Annotated in this window: 17 protein-coding genes and 1 pseudogene; 10 read left to right on the top strand and 8 right to left on the bottom strand. The window is 58.6% G+C overall.

The window, feature by feature from the left end; translation table 11 throughout:
* Positions 1-6: 6 nt before the first annotated feature.
* Positions 7-1,662, bottom strand: a complete 1,656-nt coding sequence (locus KHQ23_RS24780; protein WP_004143447.1) for a bifunctional diguanylate cyclase/phosphodiesterase — start codon at positions 1,660-1,662, stop codon at positions 7-9.
* Between the two features lie 296 nt (positions 1,663-1,958).
* On the opposite strand from KHQ23_RS24780, the gene KHQ23_RS24775 reads away from it, so the two are divergent.
* The 3 genes from KHQ23_RS24775 to map all read left to right on the top strand — a co-directional run bounded on the left by KHQ23_RS24775 (position 1,959) and on the right by map (position 3,478).
* Positions 1,959-2,207 carry a hypothetical protein gene (locus tag KHQ23_RS24775; RefSeq protein ID WP_002904810.1) on the top strand — a complete coding sequence of 83 codons (249 nt, stop codon included), beginning with the start codon at positions 1,959-1,961 and terminating at the stop codon, positions 2,205-2,207.
* Positions 2,208-2,496: 289 nt separating this feature from the next.
* Positions 2,497-2,715 (top strand): ParD-like family protein, encoded by a 219-nt coding sequence (locus KHQ23_RS24770; protein ID WP_002904808.1) that lies wholly within the window; start codon positions 2,497-2,499, stop codon positions 2,713-2,715.
* Positions 2,696-3,478: a type I methionyl aminopeptidase gene (gene map / locus KHQ23_RS24765; protein WP_032412217.1), complete on the top strand. Its 783-nt coding sequence runs from the start codon at positions 2,696-2,698 to the stop codon at positions 3,476-3,478. Before KHQ23_RS24770 ends, map begins: the two co-directional genes overlap by 20 nt.
* A gap of 227 nt (positions 3,479-3,705) precedes the next feature.
* Here map and KHQ23_RS24760 read toward each other — a convergent pair whose 3' ends face one another.
* Positions 3,706-3,993 (bottom strand): hypothetical protein, encoded by a 288-nt coding sequence (locus KHQ23_RS24760; protein WP_004176193.1) that lies wholly within the window; start codon positions 3,991-3,993, stop codon positions 3,706-3,708.
* Positions 3,994-4,438: 445 nt separating this feature from the next.
* Here KHQ23_RS24760 and KHQ23_RS24755 point away from each other — a divergent pair, with 445 nt between their 5' ends.
* The 5 genes from KHQ23_RS24755 (at position 4,439) to KHQ23_RS24735 (ending at position 10,718) form a co-directional block, all read left to right on the top strand.
* Positions 4,439-5,002 carry a fimbrial protein gene (locus KHQ23_RS24755; RefSeq protein ID WP_032434527.1) on the top strand — a complete coding sequence of 188 codons (564 nt, stop codon included), beginning with the start codon at positions 4,439-4,441 and terminating at the stop codon, positions 5,000-5,002.
* Positions 5,003-5,079: 77 nt separating this feature from the next.
* The gene (locus KHQ23_RS24750; RefSeq protein ID WP_004176194.1) at positions 5,080-5,775 is read left to right on the top strand and encodes a molecular chaperone; all 696 of its coding nucleotides are present in this window, start codon (positions 5,080-5,082) and stop codon (positions 5,773-5,775) included.
* 15 nt (positions 5,776-5,790) lie between these two features.
* Positions 5,791-8,292: a fimbria/pilus outer membrane usher protein gene (locus KHQ23_RS24745; RefSeq protein WP_032412215.1), complete on the top strand. Its 2,502-nt coding sequence runs from the start codon at positions 5,791-5,793 to the stop codon at positions 8,290-8,292.
* Positions 8,280-9,284: a fimbrial protein gene (locus KHQ23_RS24740; RefSeq protein ID WP_032434525.1), complete on the top strand. Its 1,005-nt coding sequence runs from the start codon at positions 8,280-8,282 to the stop codon at positions 9,282-9,284. Before KHQ23_RS24745 ends, KHQ23_RS24740 begins: the two co-directional genes overlap by 13 nt.
* 141 nt (positions 9,285-9,425) lie before the next feature.
* Positions 9,426-10,718 carry a glycoside hydrolase family 10 protein gene (locus KHQ23_RS24735; RefSeq protein WP_002904794.1) on the top strand — a complete coding sequence of 431 codons (1,293 nt, stop codon included), beginning with the start codon at positions 9,426-9,428 and terminating at the stop codon, positions 10,716-10,718.
* Between the two features lie 16 nt (positions 10,719-10,734).
* Here the strand turns inward: KHQ23_RS24735 and KHQ23_RS24730 are convergent, their stop codons facing one another.
* The 5 genes from KHQ23_RS24730 to KHQ23_RS24710 all read right to left on the bottom strand — a co-directional run bounded on the left by KHQ23_RS24730 (position 10,735) and on the right by KHQ23_RS24710 (position 14,769).
* Complete coding sequence (locus tag KHQ23_RS24730; RefSeq protein WP_004176197.1) at positions 10,735-12,057, bottom strand: type II toxin-antitoxin system HipA family toxin; 1,323 nt, start codon at positions 12,055-12,057, stop codon at positions 10,735-10,737.
* Complete coding sequence (hipB, locus tag KHQ23_RS24725; RefSeq protein ID WP_002904790.1) at positions 12,057-12,323, bottom strand: type II toxin-antitoxin system antitoxin HipB; 267 nt, start codon at positions 12,321-12,323, stop codon at positions 12,057-12,059. The genes KHQ23_RS24730 and hipB overlap by 1 nt, the downstream gene beginning before the upstream one ends.
* A gap of 265 nt (positions 12,324-12,588) precedes the next feature.
* Positions 12,589-12,915, bottom strand: coding sequence for a hydroxyisourate hydrolase (gene uraH / locus KHQ23_RS24720; RefSeq protein ID WP_002904788.1), 327 nt, complete (start codon positions 12,913-12,915; stop codon positions 12,589-12,591).
* Entirely contained in the window at positions 12,912-13,412 is a 501-nt protein-coding gene (gene uraD, locus KHQ23_RS24715; RefSeq protein ID WP_032434523.1) for a 2-oxo-4-hydroxy-4-carboxy-5-ureidoimidazoline decarboxylase, read from the bottom strand. The genes uraH and uraD overlap by 4 nt, the downstream gene beginning before the upstream one ends.
* Positions 13,390-14,769, bottom strand: a complete 1,380-nt coding sequence (locus KHQ23_RS24710) for a nucleobase:cation symporter-2 family protein (RefSeq protein ID WP_004184021.1) — start codon at positions 14,767-14,769, stop codon at positions 13,390-13,392. The genes uraD and KHQ23_RS24710 overlap by 23 nt, the downstream gene beginning before the upstream one ends.
* Before the next feature lie 345 nt (positions 14,770-15,114).
* Here KHQ23_RS24710 and hpxO point away from each other — a divergent pair, with 345 nt between their 5' ends.
* Positions 15,115-16,269 carry an FAD-dependent urate hydroxylase HpxO gene (gene hpxO, locus KHQ23_RS24705; protein WP_002904783.1) on the top strand — a complete coding sequence of 385 codons (1,155 nt, stop codon included), beginning with the start codon at positions 15,115-15,117 and terminating at the stop codon, positions 16,267-16,269.
* Here hpxO and hpxR read toward each other — a convergent pair.
* Entirely contained in the window at positions 16,250-17,173 is a 924-nt protein-coding gene (gene hpxR, locus KHQ23_RS24700; protein WP_002904781.1) for a LysR family hpxDE operon transcriptional regulator HpxR, read from the bottom strand. The two genes, hpxO and hpxR, sit on opposite strands and share 20 nt — an antisense overlap.
* Positions 17,174-17,298: 125 nt before the next feature.
* On the opposite strand from hpxR, the pseudogene KHQ23_RS24695 reads away from it, so the two are divergent.
* A pseudogene (locus KHQ23_RS24695) lies at positions 17,299-17,466 on the top strand ((2Fe-2S)-binding protein); the annotation flags it as partial.

The raw sequence follows: 17,466 nt of genomic DNA, 5'->3' as shown, positions 1-17,466 counted from the left end.
GGCGCATCAGCGCCGGTCGGGCAGGTGTTTGATATCGACCGGCTCGCCGAACAGAAATCCCTGCATCTCGTCACATCCCTCCTCTTCGAGGATCTGCAGTTGTCCAGCCGTTTCCACCCCCTCGGCGATAAGCGGCGTATTGATCGAATTGCCCAGCGAAATAATGGCTCGCACGAATGAGCGTACCTGAGGGTTGCTCTCCACATCTGTCATAAAGCTGCGGTCGAGTTTGATGACGTCGAAATGAAAATCGCGCAGCATGCTCAGGGAGGAGTAACCGGTGCCAAAGTCATCCAGCGCAATACTGATCCCCATTTTTTGCAGATGATGCAGAACGCTGAACGCCAGCTGTTTATTGATCACAAACGCCGTTTCGGTGACCTCAAACTCCAGCAGACTGACCGGGTAGGCGGTACGCATCAGGATCTCGCGGACTTTTTCGATAAAGCTACGATGACGCAACTGCACCGGAGAGATATTGACCGAAACTTTTCTGTTCAAACCATTTTCCAGCGATTCGTTACACACCTGCTCGAGCACCCAGTAACCTAAGGGCACGATGGCGCCGCTCTCTTCGGCGATGGGAATAAACACGTCCGGCGGGATCGTCCCCAGCTGCGGATGCTGCCAGCGCAGCAGCGCCTCGTAACCGGTGATGCTACGATCTTTGATGTTGCGGATAGCCTGATAGTGGAGCGAAAACTCCCCGGCGTGAATACCGCGCCGGATATCGGCGGCCATCATATTGCGCTGCCGCGTCTTGTCATCCATTTCACGTTCATACCAGCAAATCTTATGGTCGAGGCTGCTTTTTGCCCGATACATAGCCAGATCGGAATTGCTCAGTATCGTATTAATATCCGTGCCGTCCTCCGGGTAGACTGAGATGCCAATGCTGGCGGAGAGAACCACTTCCGTCGCGGCAAACGTCTGCTTACCGCTGAAGCAGTGCCACAGGCGCGCAGCAAAGGCATCCACTTCACCCTCATCGGAAAAAGGTTTAACGGCCACAAACTCATCGCCGCCGAAGCGGGCGACCATCTCCTCCTTCTGCAGCGTTTTGAGCACGGCGCCCGCCACGCGCTGCAGCAGCTGGTCACCAATCAGATGGCCCTGCAGATCGTTAATCTCTTTAAATTTGTCTAAATCGATCGTGAAAATGGCAAAGCGGCGGGCATCATTTCCAGTGATCAGCTTCTCCACCCGTTCAAAAAACTCCACCCGATTGGGTAAACCGGTTAACGCATCGTAGCGCGCCATCCAGGCGATGCGGTCGTTAATCGCCTTCTGTTCACTAATGTCGCGGGTAATTTTGGCAAAACCCAGCAGGGTGTTCTGCTCATCGCGGATGGTATCGATCATGACATGCGCCCAGAATCGGGACCCGTCTTTGCGATACCGCCAGCCTTCCCCTTCAAACTGCCCGCTACGCAGGGCGATTTCCAGGTTTTTTGCGGGTACACCAGAGAGTTGCTCAGCTTCGCTATAGAAGAGACCGAAGTAGCGACCGATGATCTCATCGCTCAGGTACCCTTTTGCCCGGCGGGCGCCCTCATTCCAGCTAATGACCGTGCCGTCGGCGCTCAGCATATAGATGGCATAATCTTTAACGCTTTCAATAAAGTGGCGATAGGCAATATCCGTCAGGTGATCGTTACTCATGGTACAGCGCTCTCTGTGGCTTGATCGTGGCAAAACGCATTAGATATAGCAGAATTACGCCTATTAAGAATACAAGGAGATAGCCTTTTGTTGGCCTCTTTCTGACCCGGACACCGCAGTAGGCGCGGCGGACGATCTCGTTAAGCGTAGTGGACCAGGCCGTCCGAAGGAGTGATATTCCCCGCGATTTTTGCACTTAGGTCGCCCACTAATAGTTACTTTTATTGATTAAAAAGTTTGATTGAAAGAATAAATAAAAGGAGTAATGTTAATAATACTTTCTATGGAGGTTAAATATGTTGCGCGATTATTTAAAAGTGGAAAAAGAAGACCAGCTTGTTGAACAACAGAGTCGGCATGACAATAGCCAGCATTATTCTTCGGTGACCGAATGGGTTATTTTAAGTAAAGATGGCCAGCGCAAAGGCCGGGTATCCCTGTTTGACCGCTTCACCACCCGCCGCTCCTGGAGCGACAGTTTCCGCATTACGCAGTTCGATAATGCGGGTAAAGTGGTGGTGGATAAACTCACTGACGCGCTGTAAATCCTTCGGATTCCCGGCCTGACGGGAGAATATTAATACGCAAAATTAACACCTGCATTAAATATATTGATGCGTCGCCATCATGTTATTTTCTTTCTGCATACCGATAATCTAATGGGTAATTTTCGCCATGGTGCACAGCGCGAATTTTTAACCCGAAAAAATGCTGAATATAAGCCCGCTGGTCGGGCTTTTTTGCATGGTGCTCGCCATCCACGCCACAAAATGCCAAGGACATCCCGCGCTGGATTGTATACGATGTATATACGAATCATTACGGTATATATCTATGGGAATCGTCAAAATCTCCGATCTGCTGCACGATGATATTCGTGATGCCAGCAAAGCCATGTCCCGCTCCGTCAATGCCCAGGCGGAATACTGGATCCGTCTGGGCATGATGAGCGAACTCTACCCTGAGCTTAACCACCAGCAGATCAAACTGCTGATGCTGAAATCCGGCTCTGACCGTCTGCTGGAGGTGATCAATGCCATCAATAATCATTAAAACCGCCGACGAACTCGCCCGGCAGCGCCATGCCGGCCAGCTGCTGGCGTCAGTGTTTGATATGCTGGATACTTTTATCGTTCCCGGCGTAACGACGATGGCGATTAACGATCGAGTGGAAGATTTTATCGTCAACCAGCTGCACGCCCGCCCGGCCAGCAAGGGGCAATACGATTTTCCCTATGTGTTGAACACTTCCATTAACGATGTGGTGTGCCACGGGATCCCCAAAGCGAGCGAACATCTGCGCTCCGGGATGATTGTTAACGTCGATATCACCCTCGAGAAAGCGGGCATGATTGCCGACTCCAGTAAGATGTACCTGATAGGCGATGTCTCCCCGCTGGCCCGCCGGCTGGTAAAGACTACCTATGAAGCGATGTGGAAAGGCATTGAGGTGGTGAAGCCTGGCGCGACGCTGGGCGATATTGGCCACGCTATTCAGCGCTGGGTGGAGGAACATGGCTATAGCGTGGTCAGAGAATATTGCGGTCACGGCGTCGGTCAGGAAATGCATGAGGAACCGCAGGTGCTGCATTACGGCCGCCCCGGAGAAGGCGCCGTGCTGCAGGAAGGCATGGTGTTCACCATTGAGCCGATGGTCAACCAGGGCGACAGCCGTATCAAAACCAAAAAAGATGGCTGGACGGTGGTTACCCGCGATAAAAAACTCTCCGCGCAATGGGAGCACACCGTGGCCGTCACCGCCAACGGTTTTGAGGTGCTGACGTTACGCGACGATGAACAGTCGCGGATCCGCTGAGTTGCTTCCCTTTCTCTATGACGGTGGGCCGCTTTCCGATCCCGGAGCTCGCTTGGGCGCCAGACGACACCTGATTCTGCCGCCGGGCGGCGGCAATAATTGTTTTCATGAATGATTTTCTGCGCGCGCGCCTGCCCGCTGGTTATGGCTGATGCGCGCATAAACCGCACAACGGTTTATCCTTTACCTCCTTGCATCAGCTTACTCTTCATTGCCTTTATCCCGCCTTAGCGATAGCGAATAATGACATCCGCTTCACTATGCTGCGCATTTCGCCAGTGAATACTGACCTCACCACGATTGTCCGGCATGGCGTAGCGAGGACGGTTGTTTGTCAAGGCGACCTGTTCCGGTGAATGGTGCTGGCACGAGACATCGATACGATCGTGCCGGGGGGCGATAACACAGGCCGGATTGATGACCCGTCCTGAAAAATGAACCTGGCCGGAAAGCGCAGCAGACGACGCCAGCGGCGCCAGGCACAGACATAGCAGAGCGAGACGGAATGGAGACATAGCAATCTTCCTTGATAACGGGTGACACTGCGCGGCACAGCATCGTTTCTGTGCCCTACAACCTGCGGCTTCCTGCCGTCACTCCACGCTACTGCAAAATAGCGGCAGCGTAAATGATTATTCCGGGCCACCCGGTCAACTGCCGGGAATAACAGCAACTTTTTCGTAAAATTTGCTCAGAACAGTTATCTCCCGGAAATAATGCATTATACGTATGGGGCTCTTTTTAATATTTAATGAGATTATACTTACACCAAAAAATAAATAATGTTACAGCTTAACACATCTTATCAATGGGCCTTTACGATGTTCTCCGTATAATCCCGCCCCCGACGGTAATATACATTAGCGATGCTTACCGTTTTTTTGTGAACAGAAATAAAAAACATGCTTTAAAAATGTTAAACGCTTTTGTTAACTTGTGATTATTTAATAAGGTTTGAGTATGAAAGAAAAAGGCACCCTGCTGGTTGTTGGTTCACTGCTGGCCTTAAGTCTGGCTACTGTGACCACCACCCGCGCGGCGGGTACACTGAATTTCACCGGTAAAATTATTAACGAGTCCTGCCAGATCGCCAATAACGGTGGCGATGTTAATGTCGATTTTGGCAACGTCGATATGTCGGCGCTGAAATCCCATGAAGCGAAAACCGCAGAAACGCCGTTCACTATCAACCTCACCGGTTGCCCACTGGCGCAGAACATCAGTATCAGCCTGGAAGGTACTCCGGACACCAACGCTAACGGCACCAGCGCCGCCGTGCTGGCGCTCTCTGACGCCGCGGATACCGCTAAAGGGGTGGGCATTGAAGTCTTCTCTTCCCCTGACGGCTCAACGGAAGGCACTCAGCTGACCTTTGACAAGCAGAGCAAAACGGCGGTTTCGCAAGCCGACGAAAACGGTGATATTGCATTTAACTTTATTGCCGATCTGAAGAGCGATTCCTCACAGGATGTCACCGCCGGCAATATTAATGCCACGGCCAATATTGATATTGTGTACGAATAGAATGTCCTGATTGCCACTTTTCCAAGGGCAGCGTCCCCCTGCCCTTATTCTCATTCCTCGTGACCGGATCCTCAATTATGCAGTGTTATAAAGCGGCTTTTATCCTGAGCCTTCTCTTTTGCCCGTTCCTGGCGTCTGCCGCCGGGGTTGCCATTGCCGGCACTCGTGTCATTTATAATGAACAAAGCCATGAGGCAGACATCACGGTAAAAAACACCAATCCTCACGATCCGGTGCTTATTCAGAGCTGGGTAGACGATCTGGCTGATAATAATAAATCACCGTTTATCGTCACCCCGCCATTGTTCCGTCTGGATGCCGGAGACAGCAACGATCTGCGCGTGTTATTAACCTCGGCGCAACTGCCAAACGATCGGGAAAGTTTGTTCACCCTGAATATCAAAGTGATCCCTGCCAATACCGCGCCGGCTGGCGAGAACATTCTGCAATTTGCTATTAAGAATCAACTGAAGCTCATTTATCGCCCGGCAGGGCTCCCTGGCTCGGCGCTCGACGCGGCGCAGCACCTGCGCTGGCGGGTCAGCGGCAACCACCTGCAGGCGGAGAATGCCTCCCCCTATTATGTGACTATCACCACGCTCACCTGCGCGGGCCAGAACCAGAAAACGCCGCTTGAGCGCAGCGTGATTGCTCCTCACAGCCGTGAAGAGTATTCCCTCCCCGGCGAGGCCTGCGCCCGCGAGGTGAGCTGGCGCATTCTGGATGACTTTGGCGCTGTGCAGACGTTTAGCGCCCCCGTTTCGGCGCACTAAGCGTCTGATGTCGCGATGCGCCACGGCCCGGCTCATACCGTTACCGTCGTCAGCCTCTCCATCCTGCTGGGCGGACAGAGCGCGCTCTTGCACGCCCAGGCGACCTTTAATATGGATCTGCTGGAGAAAAACGACCATTTGCCGGCAGTGGATCTGCAACGCTTCAATCAGCAGGCGGGCCAGCCGCCAGGCGTCTATCCGGTGAGCTGGCAGGTCAACGGCGTCACGCTGGACGCCCGTAAGACCGTCACGTTTCGCCAGAACGATCGCGGACAGCTCACGCCCTGCCTTAAGCCGGAAGATCTGCTGCAGGCCGGAGTTAACCCGGCCGTGCTGTCCCAGGCGACCGGCGCAACGTCCCGCTCATGTCCCGAGCTCAACGCGCTGCTGCCGGGCAGCACGGTCAATTTCGATTTTGCTCATCAGCGGCTGGTAATGACCATTCCTCAGGCGCTGATGACGCACCGGGCGAGGGATAATGTTCCCTCTGCGCTGTGGGACGAAGGTATTAGCGCCTTTCAGAGTAACTATCGTTATTCAGGCGCCAGCCAGCGTACCCGCGAGGGCAGCACCGAGCGCGATAACTATCTGATGTTGAAAAGCGGCGTGAACGTCGGCGCCTGGCGCCTGCGCGCCAGCAATAGCCTGACCGCCAACAGCGATGATAAGCCCCAGTGGACGACCAGCGGCGCCTGGCTTGAGCGCGACCTCACGCGCTGGCAGAGTGAACTGACCCTCGGGGATACCTTCACGTCGGGCGATGTGTTTGACGCGGTACAGTTTCAGGGAATATCCCTCGCCTCCAGCGATGCAATGCTCCCGGACTCGCAGAAAGGTTTTGCCCCGACCATCCGCGGGATTGCCAGAACCAACGCCCAGGTCACGGTTCGGCAAAATGGCTACGTGCTGTATCAAACCTACGTCACCCCCGGCGCGTTCGTGATTGACGATCTTTATCCCACCGCCAGCAGCGGCAATCTTGAGGTTGCCGTCAAAGAGTCGGATGGCGAAATCCGCCGCTTCACCCAGCCGTATGCTTCGGTGACCAGCATGCAGCGCGAAGGCAGCCTGAAATACAACCTGGTCGCCGGGCGCTACCATAGCGACGATGCCAGCCAGCGACCGTTGATGATGCAGCTGTCGCTGATGCGCGGGTTCGCCCATAACCTGACGCTGTTTGGCGGACTGCAGAGCGCGGCGCAATACCATAACCTCTCGGTCGGCGAAGGACAGGGGTTGGGAGAAGCCGGGGCGCTCTCGCTGCAGCTGTTAAACGCCCGCGACCGGCACCAGCAGGATCCGATCGATGGCCGGGCCTGGCAGCTCCAGTACAGCAAAGGTTTTGATCGTCTCGGCACGCAGTTGACTTTCACCGGCTGGCGTTATTCGCATCAGCGCTATGCCACGCTGAGCGAGGCGTTTTCCAGCCCGGGTAACGAAGACGACCTGCAGGATAGCGACAACAAAAAAGCAACCCTGCAAATCACCGCCAGCCAGAGCCTGCCGTACGATATCACCCTCTATCTGAGCCTCGACCAGGACAGCTACTGGTCAGGGGGCGCCTCACAGCGTACCGCCAATATGGGGATCAGCAGCCAGGTTCACGGTATCGCGTGGTCGCTCAGCTACAGCGACTCCCGCAGCAGCCACGGTGACGAGGAGGATGACGAGCCGCATTCCGACAAAGTGGTGACATTGTCACTTTCCGTGCCGTTGAGCCACCTGCTGCCGGGGAGCTATGCCGGCTATACCCTGACCTCCTCCCGCCACAGCGTTGGCAGTCAGATGGTCAGCCTCAACGGCACATTGCTGGACAATCACGCGCTTAGCTACGCCGTCAGCCAAACCCGCGATCGGCAAAACGGGTCCAGCGGCAGCCTGACGGCCGGGTACAGCAGTGGAAGAGGCGATCTGAATCTCGGCTACAGCCACGATTCGCAGGCCGCTCGTCTGAACTACGGCGCCAGCGGGGGCATTCTGATTCACCGCCACGGGGTAGTCTTTACACCGGAAATGAATGGCGCTGTCGTCCTGATTGACGCCGGTGGCGCCGGGGGTGTGACCCTCGCCAACCAGAAAACCATCGCCACCAATGGTGACGGGTACGCCGTGCTGCCCTTCGCCACCGCCTATCACCGCAACGACGTGTCTCTCGACAGCCATTCGCTGCCGGAGAATGTGGATCTGGCCAACAGCACCGTGACGCTGGTCCCTACCAAAGACGCGGTGGTTCTGGCGCGCTTTCACACCCACGTTGGCTATAAGGCGCTGTTTACGCTGCAGTCGCGGGGACAACCGCTGCCCTTTGGCAGCGAAGTACGCGCTAAGGACACCAACAGCATCGTTGCCAGCGAGGGTCAGGTGTACCTGGCCGGCCTGGCGCCAAAAGGCACCCTGTATGCGCAATGGGGGCCAGGCCCTCAGCAGCGCTGTAGCGCCCGCTACGATCTCACCCCGACGCTGGCGCAGACCCCCCATCCACTCATCTTACAGCAGACGTTATCATGTCCTTTTTAACTCTCCTGCGTCGGGTCGCCCTGACGCTGTTATTTATTCTGTTACCGGCCGCCAGCGGATGGGCCTGTACGCCAGTGTTTGTCCGCGGCCAGGCCTCCCCCCTTCGGCTGAACGTGGGGCAGCTCACGGTTCCGGCTGACGCCAGACCCGGCACCCCGCTGTATCATAAAAGTTTCGCCTGGAACCGCCTTAGCGACGGCGGCGAACAGTGGATCCGCTGCGCGGACGATCCGCACGGGCTGTCACCGCTGCTGCTGGACAGTCTGCTGTCCGGGGGAGTGACGCGACCGACGGTTTATCAAACTAACCTCGCCGGCATTGGCGTTCGCGTATCGCTGCGCGCTATCGGCGGCTATGGCGGCTTTCCTGACCGGCCGACGCCCTCGCCGTTTAGCCAACGGGTGGACAATCCCGCCGCATTGCCCGATGCGGTGTGGAAACTGGGCTATTTCCGCCTGACGATTGAGCTCATTAAAACCGGTCCCGCGGCGACGCCGGGCGAGCTTGAGTATCACAGCGAGCGCTTTTTAATGGCGGAGCATACCCCGCTGGCCGCGTTAGACTTAACCGGCAGGATCAGCACCGCGGGATGTTCAGTGAATGACGCCACGCCAGCCCTGATCAAGCTCCCTGCGGCGATGCTTGACCACTTCGGCGGCGTCGGCAAAACCACCGGCGACACCCCTTTCGCGCTGCAGCTGGATTGCAACAGCGCGGTCACGGTTTCCCTGCGAGTTGACGGCGCGGAGCCCCTCACCGCCCGGGGGCATGGCGTTCTGCGCAATGACGCCACCGACGATCGGGCGCAGGGTATTGGCGTGCAGTTGCTTTACCATCGTCAGTCGGTCGTACTGAATCATGAGATGACGCTGGGCAGCGCGAGCGCGGGCCGGTTTACCCTGCCGCTCACTGCCCGCTACTACCAGACACGTTCCCGGATCACCGCCGGCCAGGTGTCGGCCGTCGCGACCTATACCTTGCATTATGACTAGGCGATGGCGAACCGACGGATGAAGCGGATGAAGGAATTGCTCTGACCGGCGAATAGTAAGAGAATAGCGCCTACACGCGACGATCTGAGTACACGGGAGTTCATCATCAGCCATTCTCGTCGATTCCCCTTAGCCAGCAAAGTGGCGCTGGCAGGCGCGGCGCTCATCGCCGCTGGCATGCTGTTCAGCTGCACCAGTAAAGCCCCTAAATCCCTTGTCACGCCGCCGAACGCTGCCGCCGTCAAAGCCGGGCAGGCGCACCGGGAGCCGGTGCGCGGCGTGTGGCTCACCACCGTTTCGCGCCTTGACTGGCCGCCGGTCGGGTCGATTATCGCCAGCACGCCGGAGAGCCGCATCACGCAGCAGAAGCTGGCGCTGATCGCTAAACTCGATAACCTGCAGCGCCTGGGGATCAACACCGTCTTTTTCCAGGTGAAACCGGACGGTACGGCGCTCTGGCGGTCTGATATTCTGCCGTGGTCCGATATGCTGACCGGCAAAATCGGCGAATATCCTGGCTACGATCCGCTGCAGTTTATGCTGGATGAAGCGCACAAGCGCGGCATGAAGGTTCACGCGTGGTTTAACCCCTATCGCGTCTCGGTCAACACCAAACCGTCGACGATTGCCGAGCTGAACAACACCCTCACCCAGGTACCGGCCAGCGTGTTCGTCCTGCACCGTAACTGGATCCGCACCGCCAGCGATCGCTTTGTTCTCGACCCGGGCATTCCCGAAGCGCGTGACTGGATCACCAGCATCGTCGCTGAAGTGGTGCAGAACTACCCGATTGACGGCGTGCAGTTCGACGACTATTTCTATACCGAAACCGCCTCTTCCCCGCTTAACGACAACGAGACTTTCCGCCGTTACGGGCAGGGCTATGCCTCGAAGGGCGACTGGCGGCGGCATAACACCCAGCAGCTCATAGCCCAGGTTTCCACCACCATCAAAAAGCTCAATCCGAACGTCGAGTTTGGCGTGAGCCCGGCCGGGGTGTGGCGCAACCGCTCCCACGATCCGGCGGGGTCCGATACCCGGGGCGCGGCCGCCTATGATGAATCCTATGCCGATACCCGCAGCTGGGTGCAGCAGGGACTGCTCGACTACATCGCGCCGCAGATCTACTGGCCGTTTGCCCGCGATGCCGCGCGCTATGATGTGCTGGCCAACTGGTGGGCCGAGGTGGTTAAACCGACGCATACCCGGCTGTATATCGGCGTGGCGCTGTACAAGGTGGGTGAACCGTCCAAAAATGAGCCTGACTGGACGGTGGATGGCGGCGTGCCGGAGCTGAAAAAGCAGCTCGATCTCAATGAGACTCTGCCGCAGATCCAGGGCACCATCCTGTTCCGCGAAAACAACCTCAATCAGCCGCAAACCCGGCAGGCGGTTAACTATTTGCGCAGCCGCTGGGGGCAGCCGCAGAGCTAGCCGCCAGCCGGCTCTGCTATAGCGCCTGCAGCCCTTGCTGCAGGCGGGCGTGCAGCTTCAGCATGTTCTCTGTAATGGCCTGCCAGACGTGGCTGGAAAAGTCCGCCGGCAGCGTCCGGCGAGCGCTTTCGATTGCCTGCGGCACATGCCCGGCAAACTCCTGGAGGATCGCCAGCATCTGCTCCCGGGGAAAGTTCACCGCTTTGGCCGTCGCCAGAAAATGACGCGGATAGATGGCGTTAATCTCTGTTTTACGCCCTTTTGTGGCATTGAGCCCCATCGACAGCTTCAGATCGCGCAGATGCAGTCCCGTGCCGCCCAGCACCGGAAACGCCGAAATAATGTCGTAGAACGGTGTTAAGCGGTAGCTGCCGCCGGGCAACAGGTAAATTGAGAAGTTTTTTGCGTGACCGTCCGTCGCCCCCGTCAGCCACTGGAAGACCATGAACTTCATAAAGTCATAGCGATCTTTCAGCGCTTCACTCGAGCCCAGCAGAAAGGTCATGATCGCGGCGATACCCGGCCCGCCGTCAGACTCATATTTCATCGCTGAAGGAAGACCAAAAGCCTGACACAGATCCTCCTGCGGCAGACGCAGCAGCACCCGTCCCTCCTGCGCCCAGCGCCGGTCGAAGCGGGTTACCGCCAGGGCGCGGATCCGCGGGGTGGCGATGATCTCCGCTTCCGGCACCGCCAGGCCCAGTTCTCTGGCCAGCGCCAGGCACAGATACTCATTATCCACGCTTTCACGCAGATCCAGCGTCGCATTGGGCTGCTTTATCTCGCCGATGGGCAGCTTAATGATATGCGTGGTCGGCGTGGCGCCCTGCGGAATACACCACTGCTCGCCCATCCGCAGCAGCGCCGTTTTCTCCTGGGCGCCGGCCACCGAGATACGGAAATCGTCCTGGCCGGTAATCATCCCGAGGGGGATATCCGACTGGTAAGCGGTCAGCAAGGCGGTAAGCTGCGCCTCGTCCAGCGTCTGCCAGCGTAATCCTTCCAGGTGCGCCTCTTCCCCCGGCGGCAGGAGGGTCACCGCCCCTACGCTATCCCGCCCGACTTCGGCCAGCAGATCGAACGGCTGCTTCGAGCGCGCCTGATAGCGCCTGACGATCCGGTCGCGGACCTGCGGGCTGTCGGGCAGCAGGTTATCAAAGTAGTGATACACCGCGTCGGCAGTGATATTGCCATACTGCAGCGGCAGTGAGAGGGAGAGCGGTCTGGCGCGCGGGCTGCGCAGCCACTCTTCGTCATAGCGAAAACTGTGCGCCCCGTTAGCCTGGCGGGTTAAGGTTCCCACGCGCACATTGTTCATCCAGGTGGTAAGCGTCGCCATTACCAGTCAAGGTCCGTGTTGTTATCGGGAGCCGGCGCCGTCTCAGCAGCTTTGGCGTTCAGCGTCATCACCACCCCCAGCGACTGGAGGATCTTAAACAGCGTGGTTAAGGTGGTTTTGTCGGGGTGATTTTCAAAATTGGACAGCGTGGCCTGCTTAATGCCGATCCGCCTGGCCAGCGCATCCTGGGTCCAGTGGTTCTGCTGGCGCAGCAGCTTCAGGTAATTGGCCAGCTGCACGGGACTGTATATCTGCGGGGAATTCATCGCCTTGTTCCTCACCATCATTTATCCCCCTGTCGGGATAAACTTGGTTTTATACCCTACAGGGGATAATGTCAAGGATATCCCCTGGTGGGGATAAGAGAATAATTATCCTTGTGTGGGGATAAAACAGGAAGGATGATCGCCGGAGCCACCTGTACATGCCCGGTGTCGGCTGCGCCTTACCGGGCCTACGGGCTGTCTCTCACCGCTCCGTAACGATCCAGGCCGGGCAAGGGCAGCGCCGCCCGGCAACGGGCAGACGGGCTTAGCTGCCGCGGTAGGTCGACCACCCGCCCGGGGCGATGAGAAACGGCAGATGGAAATGGTCCTCTGCCGCCTCGCCGATAACAAAATCAATCTGCGCCCGGGTAAAGACGCTCTCGCGCCCGGCGCGGGCAAACCACGCCCCGGTTTCCGCTGTTAAGCAATAGCGCCCCGCCGGCAACGGCGCGGCGCTAAAGGTGGCGATACGCCCCTGGGCATTGGTCACCAGGTTCGCCAGCGTCTCGCCCTCCCGGCTCAGGCTGACCGTCACGCCTTCCGCCGGCGTGCCGGTGGAAATATCCAGAATATGGGTGCTCAGGGTGCTCATTCGCCAATCGCTCCTTCCAGTCTTAACATCGTAATTTCCCGCAGCTGGGCAAGCGCCTCGGCCACTTCTTCGTCAGCGGTATGCTGCAGCCGGCGCGTCAGCGCCTGCAGAATCTCTTCGCCGCTGCGCCCTTTGGCGCGGATTAAAAACACACGGCCAAAGCGGGCTTCGTAGCGGGCATTGCCCTCCCGCAGGGCCTGCGCGAGCCGCTCATTCTCGCTGTCCACCGCCGACTGTTCCTGGCGCGACAGCGCCGCGTGCGCCTGGCCGCCGGTCGGCTTCTCACCGATCCGCGGATGGGCGCTGAGCGCCGCGTTCAGCTCGTCCTCTCCCCAGTTAGCCATCGCCTTACGGGCGGCCTGCAGCAGCGCATGGCGGCTGGCGAAAGGTCGTAAGCTCACCAGCATCTCGCCCCAGGCCGGGATCGCCACGCAAGGGGCCAGCAGCCCCGCCGCCTCATCTTTGCTCAGGCTGTTAAACTGACTCAGCGCGATCATCCTGACTCCTTAACGATTTCGTCGCCGCCTGCTCCTGCGGCAGAATAAGGTTCAGCGCTATCGCTACCAGCCCACCGCTGGTGGCTGCCGAACCGAACAGATCGCCGACCATCGGCGGAAAATGGCTGAGAAACGCCGGCACCGACTCCACGCCAAGACCCGCGCCAAACGCCAGCCCCACGATCAGCACATCGCGACGGCTCAGCGGGGTCTGGGTAATAATCCGGATCCCGGCCGCCACCACGCAGCCAAACATCACCATCGTGGCGCCCCCCAGCACCGGCGCCGGGATCTGCCGCAGCAGTTCGCCCACCGGGGGAAACAGCCCGAGCAGGATCAGAATCACGCCAATGTAGCGTCCGACATAGCGGCTGGCCACCCCGGTCATCTGGATCACGCCGTTGTTCTGCGCGAAGGTGGTGTTCGGAAAAGCACAGAGCATGGCCGCCACCATACAGCTGACGCCATCCGCCAGGATACCGCCCTTCAGCCGGTTACGAAAAGCGCGATCGTCAACAGACTGTTGCGAAATGAGCGAGTTGGCCGTCAGATCGCCCACCGCCTCCAGAATACAGACCAGCGACACCAGGGCGACCGGCAGAAATATCGCGCTGTTAAACTGAAAGCCGAACGGAAACAGCGTCGGCAGGCGAAACAGAGTGTCGCCCAGGCTGTGGAGATGGAACTGACCGCTCAGCCCCGCTGCGATGCAGCCCACGGCAATGCCCACCACCACCGAGGAGAGACGCAGCCAGCGGTTTTTGGCGCAGCTCAGCAGGACGATAACCCCGAGGGTGCCCGCCCCGAGCGCGATGTTGCTCATGCTGGCGAAATCCTCTGCCTTTTCCCCACCGCACCAGTTGATGACGCTGACCTTGATCAGGCTGATGCCGATCAGCGCAATCACGCTGCCGGTAATGATGGGAGTAAAGATTTTCTTCAGCGGTTCGATAAAGCGGCTGACAATCACCGGCACCAGAGCGGCGACAAAGTTAACGCCAAACAGCATCGCCATCATATCCTGCGGCCCGCCGCCCTGCGCTTTTACCCACATCCCTCCGGCCACCGTCACGCCGAGGAAGGCAAAACTGGTGCCCTGCATGCAGATCATCCCGGCGCCGATGCCCCATACCCGATTGGACTGCAGAAAAGTGCCAATGCCCGAGGCCAGCAGCGACATACTGATGAGATACGGCAGCCAGTCGCCAAGCCCGAGGGTAGCGCCGATAATCAGCGGCGGCGTGATGATCCCCACCAGGCCCGCCAGCACATGCTGGAGAGCGCTGAAAAAGGCCGGAAGCGGTGGGATCCGCTGTTCAAGGCCGTAAAGCAGGCCACTGTGATGTTCGTCAGACATAGTGATATCCCGTAGCAAAGAGAAGTGCATGGGCTAGTGCACAAAGCAGGCCAGAGACGACAAAAGGGCACCAATAAATTTATTATCACTCCAAAATCATCAACTTAGATTACGCTCGTGATGCATCACCCCTCTCCGCTGCTGAACCAGGCGCCTGAAACGATAGATTCTTAATGCAACATACAGAAACTTTTGATTCATAAAAAGGCAACCAATACCTCATATTGCACCGATGCGGTGCGTCATGAGCCATCGCTGTGCCTCAGGCAGGCGGTTTTCCTCCCTCCGGCGAACTGGTACGCAAATTGCTGTAGTCAGTCACAACATCGGGAGAAGGAGAAAAAAATGAAAGCAATCGTGATTGGCGCCGGCATCGGCGGTTTAAGCGCGGCAGTGGCGCTCAAACAGTCGGGGATCGACTGCGACGTCTATGAAGCGGTGAAAGAGATCAAACCGGTCGGCGCAGCGATTTCCGTGTGGCCCAACGGCGTGAAGTGCATGGCCCACCTCGGCATGGGCGACATCATGGAGACCTTCGGCGGGCCGCTGCGCCGGATGGCGTATCGTGATTTCCGCAGCGGCGAGAACATGACCCAGTTCAGTCTCGCCCCGCTGATCGAACGCACCGGCAGCCGCCCCTGCCCGGTCTCCCGGGCAGAACTGCAGCGGGAAATGCTGGATTACTGGGGACGGGACAGCGTGCAGTTCGGCAAACGCGTCACCCGCTGTGAAGAAGACGCCGACGGCGTGACGGTATGGTTTACCGACGGCAGCAGCGCCAGCGGCGATCTGCTGATTGCCGCCGACGGCAGCCATTCCGCACTGCGTCCGTGGGTGCTGGGCTTTACCCCGCAGCGCCGCTACGCCGGCTACGTCAACTGGAACGGTCTGGTGGAGATAGATGAAGCGCTGGCCCCCGGCGATCAGTGGACCACCTTTGTCGGCGAAGGCAAGCGCGTCTCGCTGATGCCGGTCTCCGCCGGCCGGTTCTACTTTTTCTTTGATGTGCCGCTGCCGGCGGGTCTGGCGGAAGATCGTGACACCCTGCGCGCTGACCTCAGCCGCTACTTTGCCGGCTGGGCGCCGCCGGTGCAGAAGCTGATAGCCGCCCTCGACCCGCAGACCACCAACCGCATTGAAATCCATGATATCGAACCTTTCAGCCGCCTGGTGCGCGGCCGCGTCGCGCTGCTCGGCGATGCCGGACACAGCACCACCCCGGATATTGGCCAGGGAGGCTGCGCGGCGATGGAAGATGCAGTGGTGCTGGGCGCCGTTTTCCGCCAGACCCGAGATATTGCGGCCGCCCTGCGCGAGTATGAAGCCCAGCGCTGCGACCGGGTTCGTGACCTGGTGCTGAAGGCGCGCAAACGGTGCGATATTACCCACGGGAAGGATATGCAGCTCACCGAAGCCTGGTACCAGGAGCTGCGTGAGGAGACCGGGGAGCGCATTATCAACGGCATGTGCGACACCATCCTCAGCGGGCCGCTGGGCTGACCGTCGCCATGGATTCGATCACCGCACTCAGCGTCTGAATGGCCATTTGCGCGGGCCGCGAAAGCTGACGCGAGGGCGCAGTACACAGCGCCAGGGTCAGCGGTCGCAGCAGCGTACTGCGCAGCGGGACAAAGGCCAGCTGTCCACGCTGGACCTCGTCCAGCACGTCGAGCAGGCTAAGGAGCGTCACGCCGCTGCCGCGCAGCACCAACGACTTGATAAGCCGGATATCATTGCAGCTGATGGTATTCTCCGGCGCAAAGTCATGGTGGCGATAGAGGAGCGCCACCCGCTCATGGACGATCAGCGGCGCGCCGGGCACGATATGCCGCTCCAGGCTGAGCTCGCCCAAAGACAGCGCTTTCGCCCCCGCCAGGGGATGGTCCGGACGCATCACAATCCCAACCTCCAGTTCGGCAAAGGCCAGCACGCTGAGTCCAGCCTGCCCCTGCGGATCGAGGATCAGGCCGACGTCCAGGTCCGCCTGACGCACTTTCTGGCTGACGGTGTGGCTGTCAGCCACCTGCAGATCCAGCTCCAGCCACGGCCAGCTGGCGATGATCTCCGCCAGCGCGGCGGCGAAACCCCCTTCCGCCAGCGCCTGCACCATGCCAACGCTAACGCTTCCGCGCTTCATCCCCTGCAGCTCATCGAATTTCTGCCGCGTCTGGCGAAACTCCTTTTGCCAGCGCAGCAGGTTGTCATACAGCAACTCACCGGCGGTGGTCATCCGCAGTCCCTCCGGCAGGCGCTCGAACAGCGGGGTGCCGAAGGCCTCCTCAGCCTGCAGGATCTGGCGGTTAATCGCCGAGGCGGAAATATGCAGCTGCTCGGCGGCCCGGCGCAGGCTGCCGCAGCGGGCCACGGCGATGAAATAGTGCGCGAAACGGGAAAATGGACTCATGGCGCCCCTGTACTCTTTTTTGCAACAGCAGAGTGAATTAATGGTGATGGATGTGAACACCCTAATATGACAACAATAATCTCACAACAATAAAACAATCACCGATGTGAGCAGGAAGAGAAATCATGAAGACAACCCCCCCCACGCCCCCCGCCCATTGCACCTTTGACCCGGAAGACTGGCTGCGGCTGGCCCGCTGCTGGCACCCGGTGGCCCGCGCCTGCGATATTGCCGGCGCCCCGGTGAAAGCCACCCTGCTGGACGAACAGCTGGTTATCTATCGTATTAAAGGC

Origin of the sequence: Klebsiella sp. 64, assembly GCF_018223915.1 — a bacterium.
GTDB lineage: Bacteria > Pseudomonadota > Gammaproteobacteria > Enterobacterales > Enterobacteriaceae > Klebsiella > Klebsiella pneumoniae.
The sequence above is the reverse complement of the archived record's forward strand: the minus strand, read 5'-3'. Positions and strand labels throughout refer to the sequence as shown.

Bases quoted from the DNA above. Each gene is read 5' to 3' on its own strand.
- KHQ23_RS24775 (WP_002904810.1), top strand. From the start codon at position 1,959: ATGTTGCGCGATTATTTAAAAGTGGAAAAAGAAGACCAGCTTGTTGAA.
- KHQ23_RS24750 (WP_004176194.1), top strand. From the start codon at position 5,080: ATGCAGTGTTATAAAGCGGCTTTTATCCTGAGCCTTCTCTTTTGCCCG.
- KHQ23_RS24740 (WP_032434525.1), top strand. From the start codon at position 8,280: ATGTCCTTTTTAACTCTCCTGCGTCGGGTCGCCCTGACGCTGTTATTT.
- uraD (WP_032434523.1), bottom strand. From the start codon at position 13,412: ATGATCGCGCTGAGTCAGTTTAACAGCCTGAGCAAAGATGAGGCGGCG.
- map (WP_032412217.1), top strand. From the start codon at position 2,696: ATGCCATCAATAATCATTAAAACCGCCGACGAACTCGCCCGGCAGCGC.
- uraH (WP_002904788.1), bottom strand. From the start codon at position 12,915: ATGAGCACCCTGAGCACCCATATTCTGGATATTTCCACCGGCACGCCG.
- KHQ23_RS24755 (WP_032434527.1), top strand. From the start codon at position 4,439: ATGAAAGAAAAAGGCACCCTGCTGGTTGTTGGTTCACTGCTGGCCTTA.
- KHQ23_RS24770 (WP_002904808.1), top strand. From the start codon at position 2,497: ATGGGAATCGTCAAAATCTCCGATCTGCTGCACGATGATATTCGTGAT.
- hpxO (WP_002904783.1), top strand. From the start codon at position 15,115: ATGAAAGCAATCGTGATTGGCGCCGGCATCGGCGGTTTAAGCGCGGCA.
- KHQ23_RS24710 (WP_004184021.1), bottom strand. From the start codon at position 14,769: ATGTCTGACGAACATCACAGTGGCCTGCTTTACGGCCTTGAACAGCGG.
- hpxR (WP_002904781.1), bottom strand. From the start codon at position 17,173: ATGAGTCCATTTTCCCGTTTCGCGCACTATTTCATCGCCGTGGCCCGC.
- KHQ23_RS24745 (WP_032412215.1), top strand. From the start codon at position 5,791: ATGCGCCACGGCCCGGCTCATACCGTTACCGTCGTCAGCCTCTCCATC.
- KHQ23_RS24730 (WP_004176197.1), bottom strand. From the start codon at position 12,057: ATGGCGACGCTTACCACCTGGATGAACAATGTGCGCGTGGGAACCTTA.
- KHQ23_RS24760 (WP_004176193.1), bottom strand. From the start codon at position 3,993: ATGTCTCCATTCCGTCTCGCTCTGCTATGTCTGTGCCTGGCGCCGCTG.
- hipB (WP_002904790.1), bottom strand. From the start codon at position 12,323: ATGAATTCCCCGCAGATATACAGTCCCGTGCAGCTGGCCAATTACCTG.
- KHQ23_RS24780 (WP_004143447.1), bottom strand. From the start codon at position 1,662: ATGAGTAACGATCACCTGACGGATATTGCCTATCGCCACTTTATTGAA.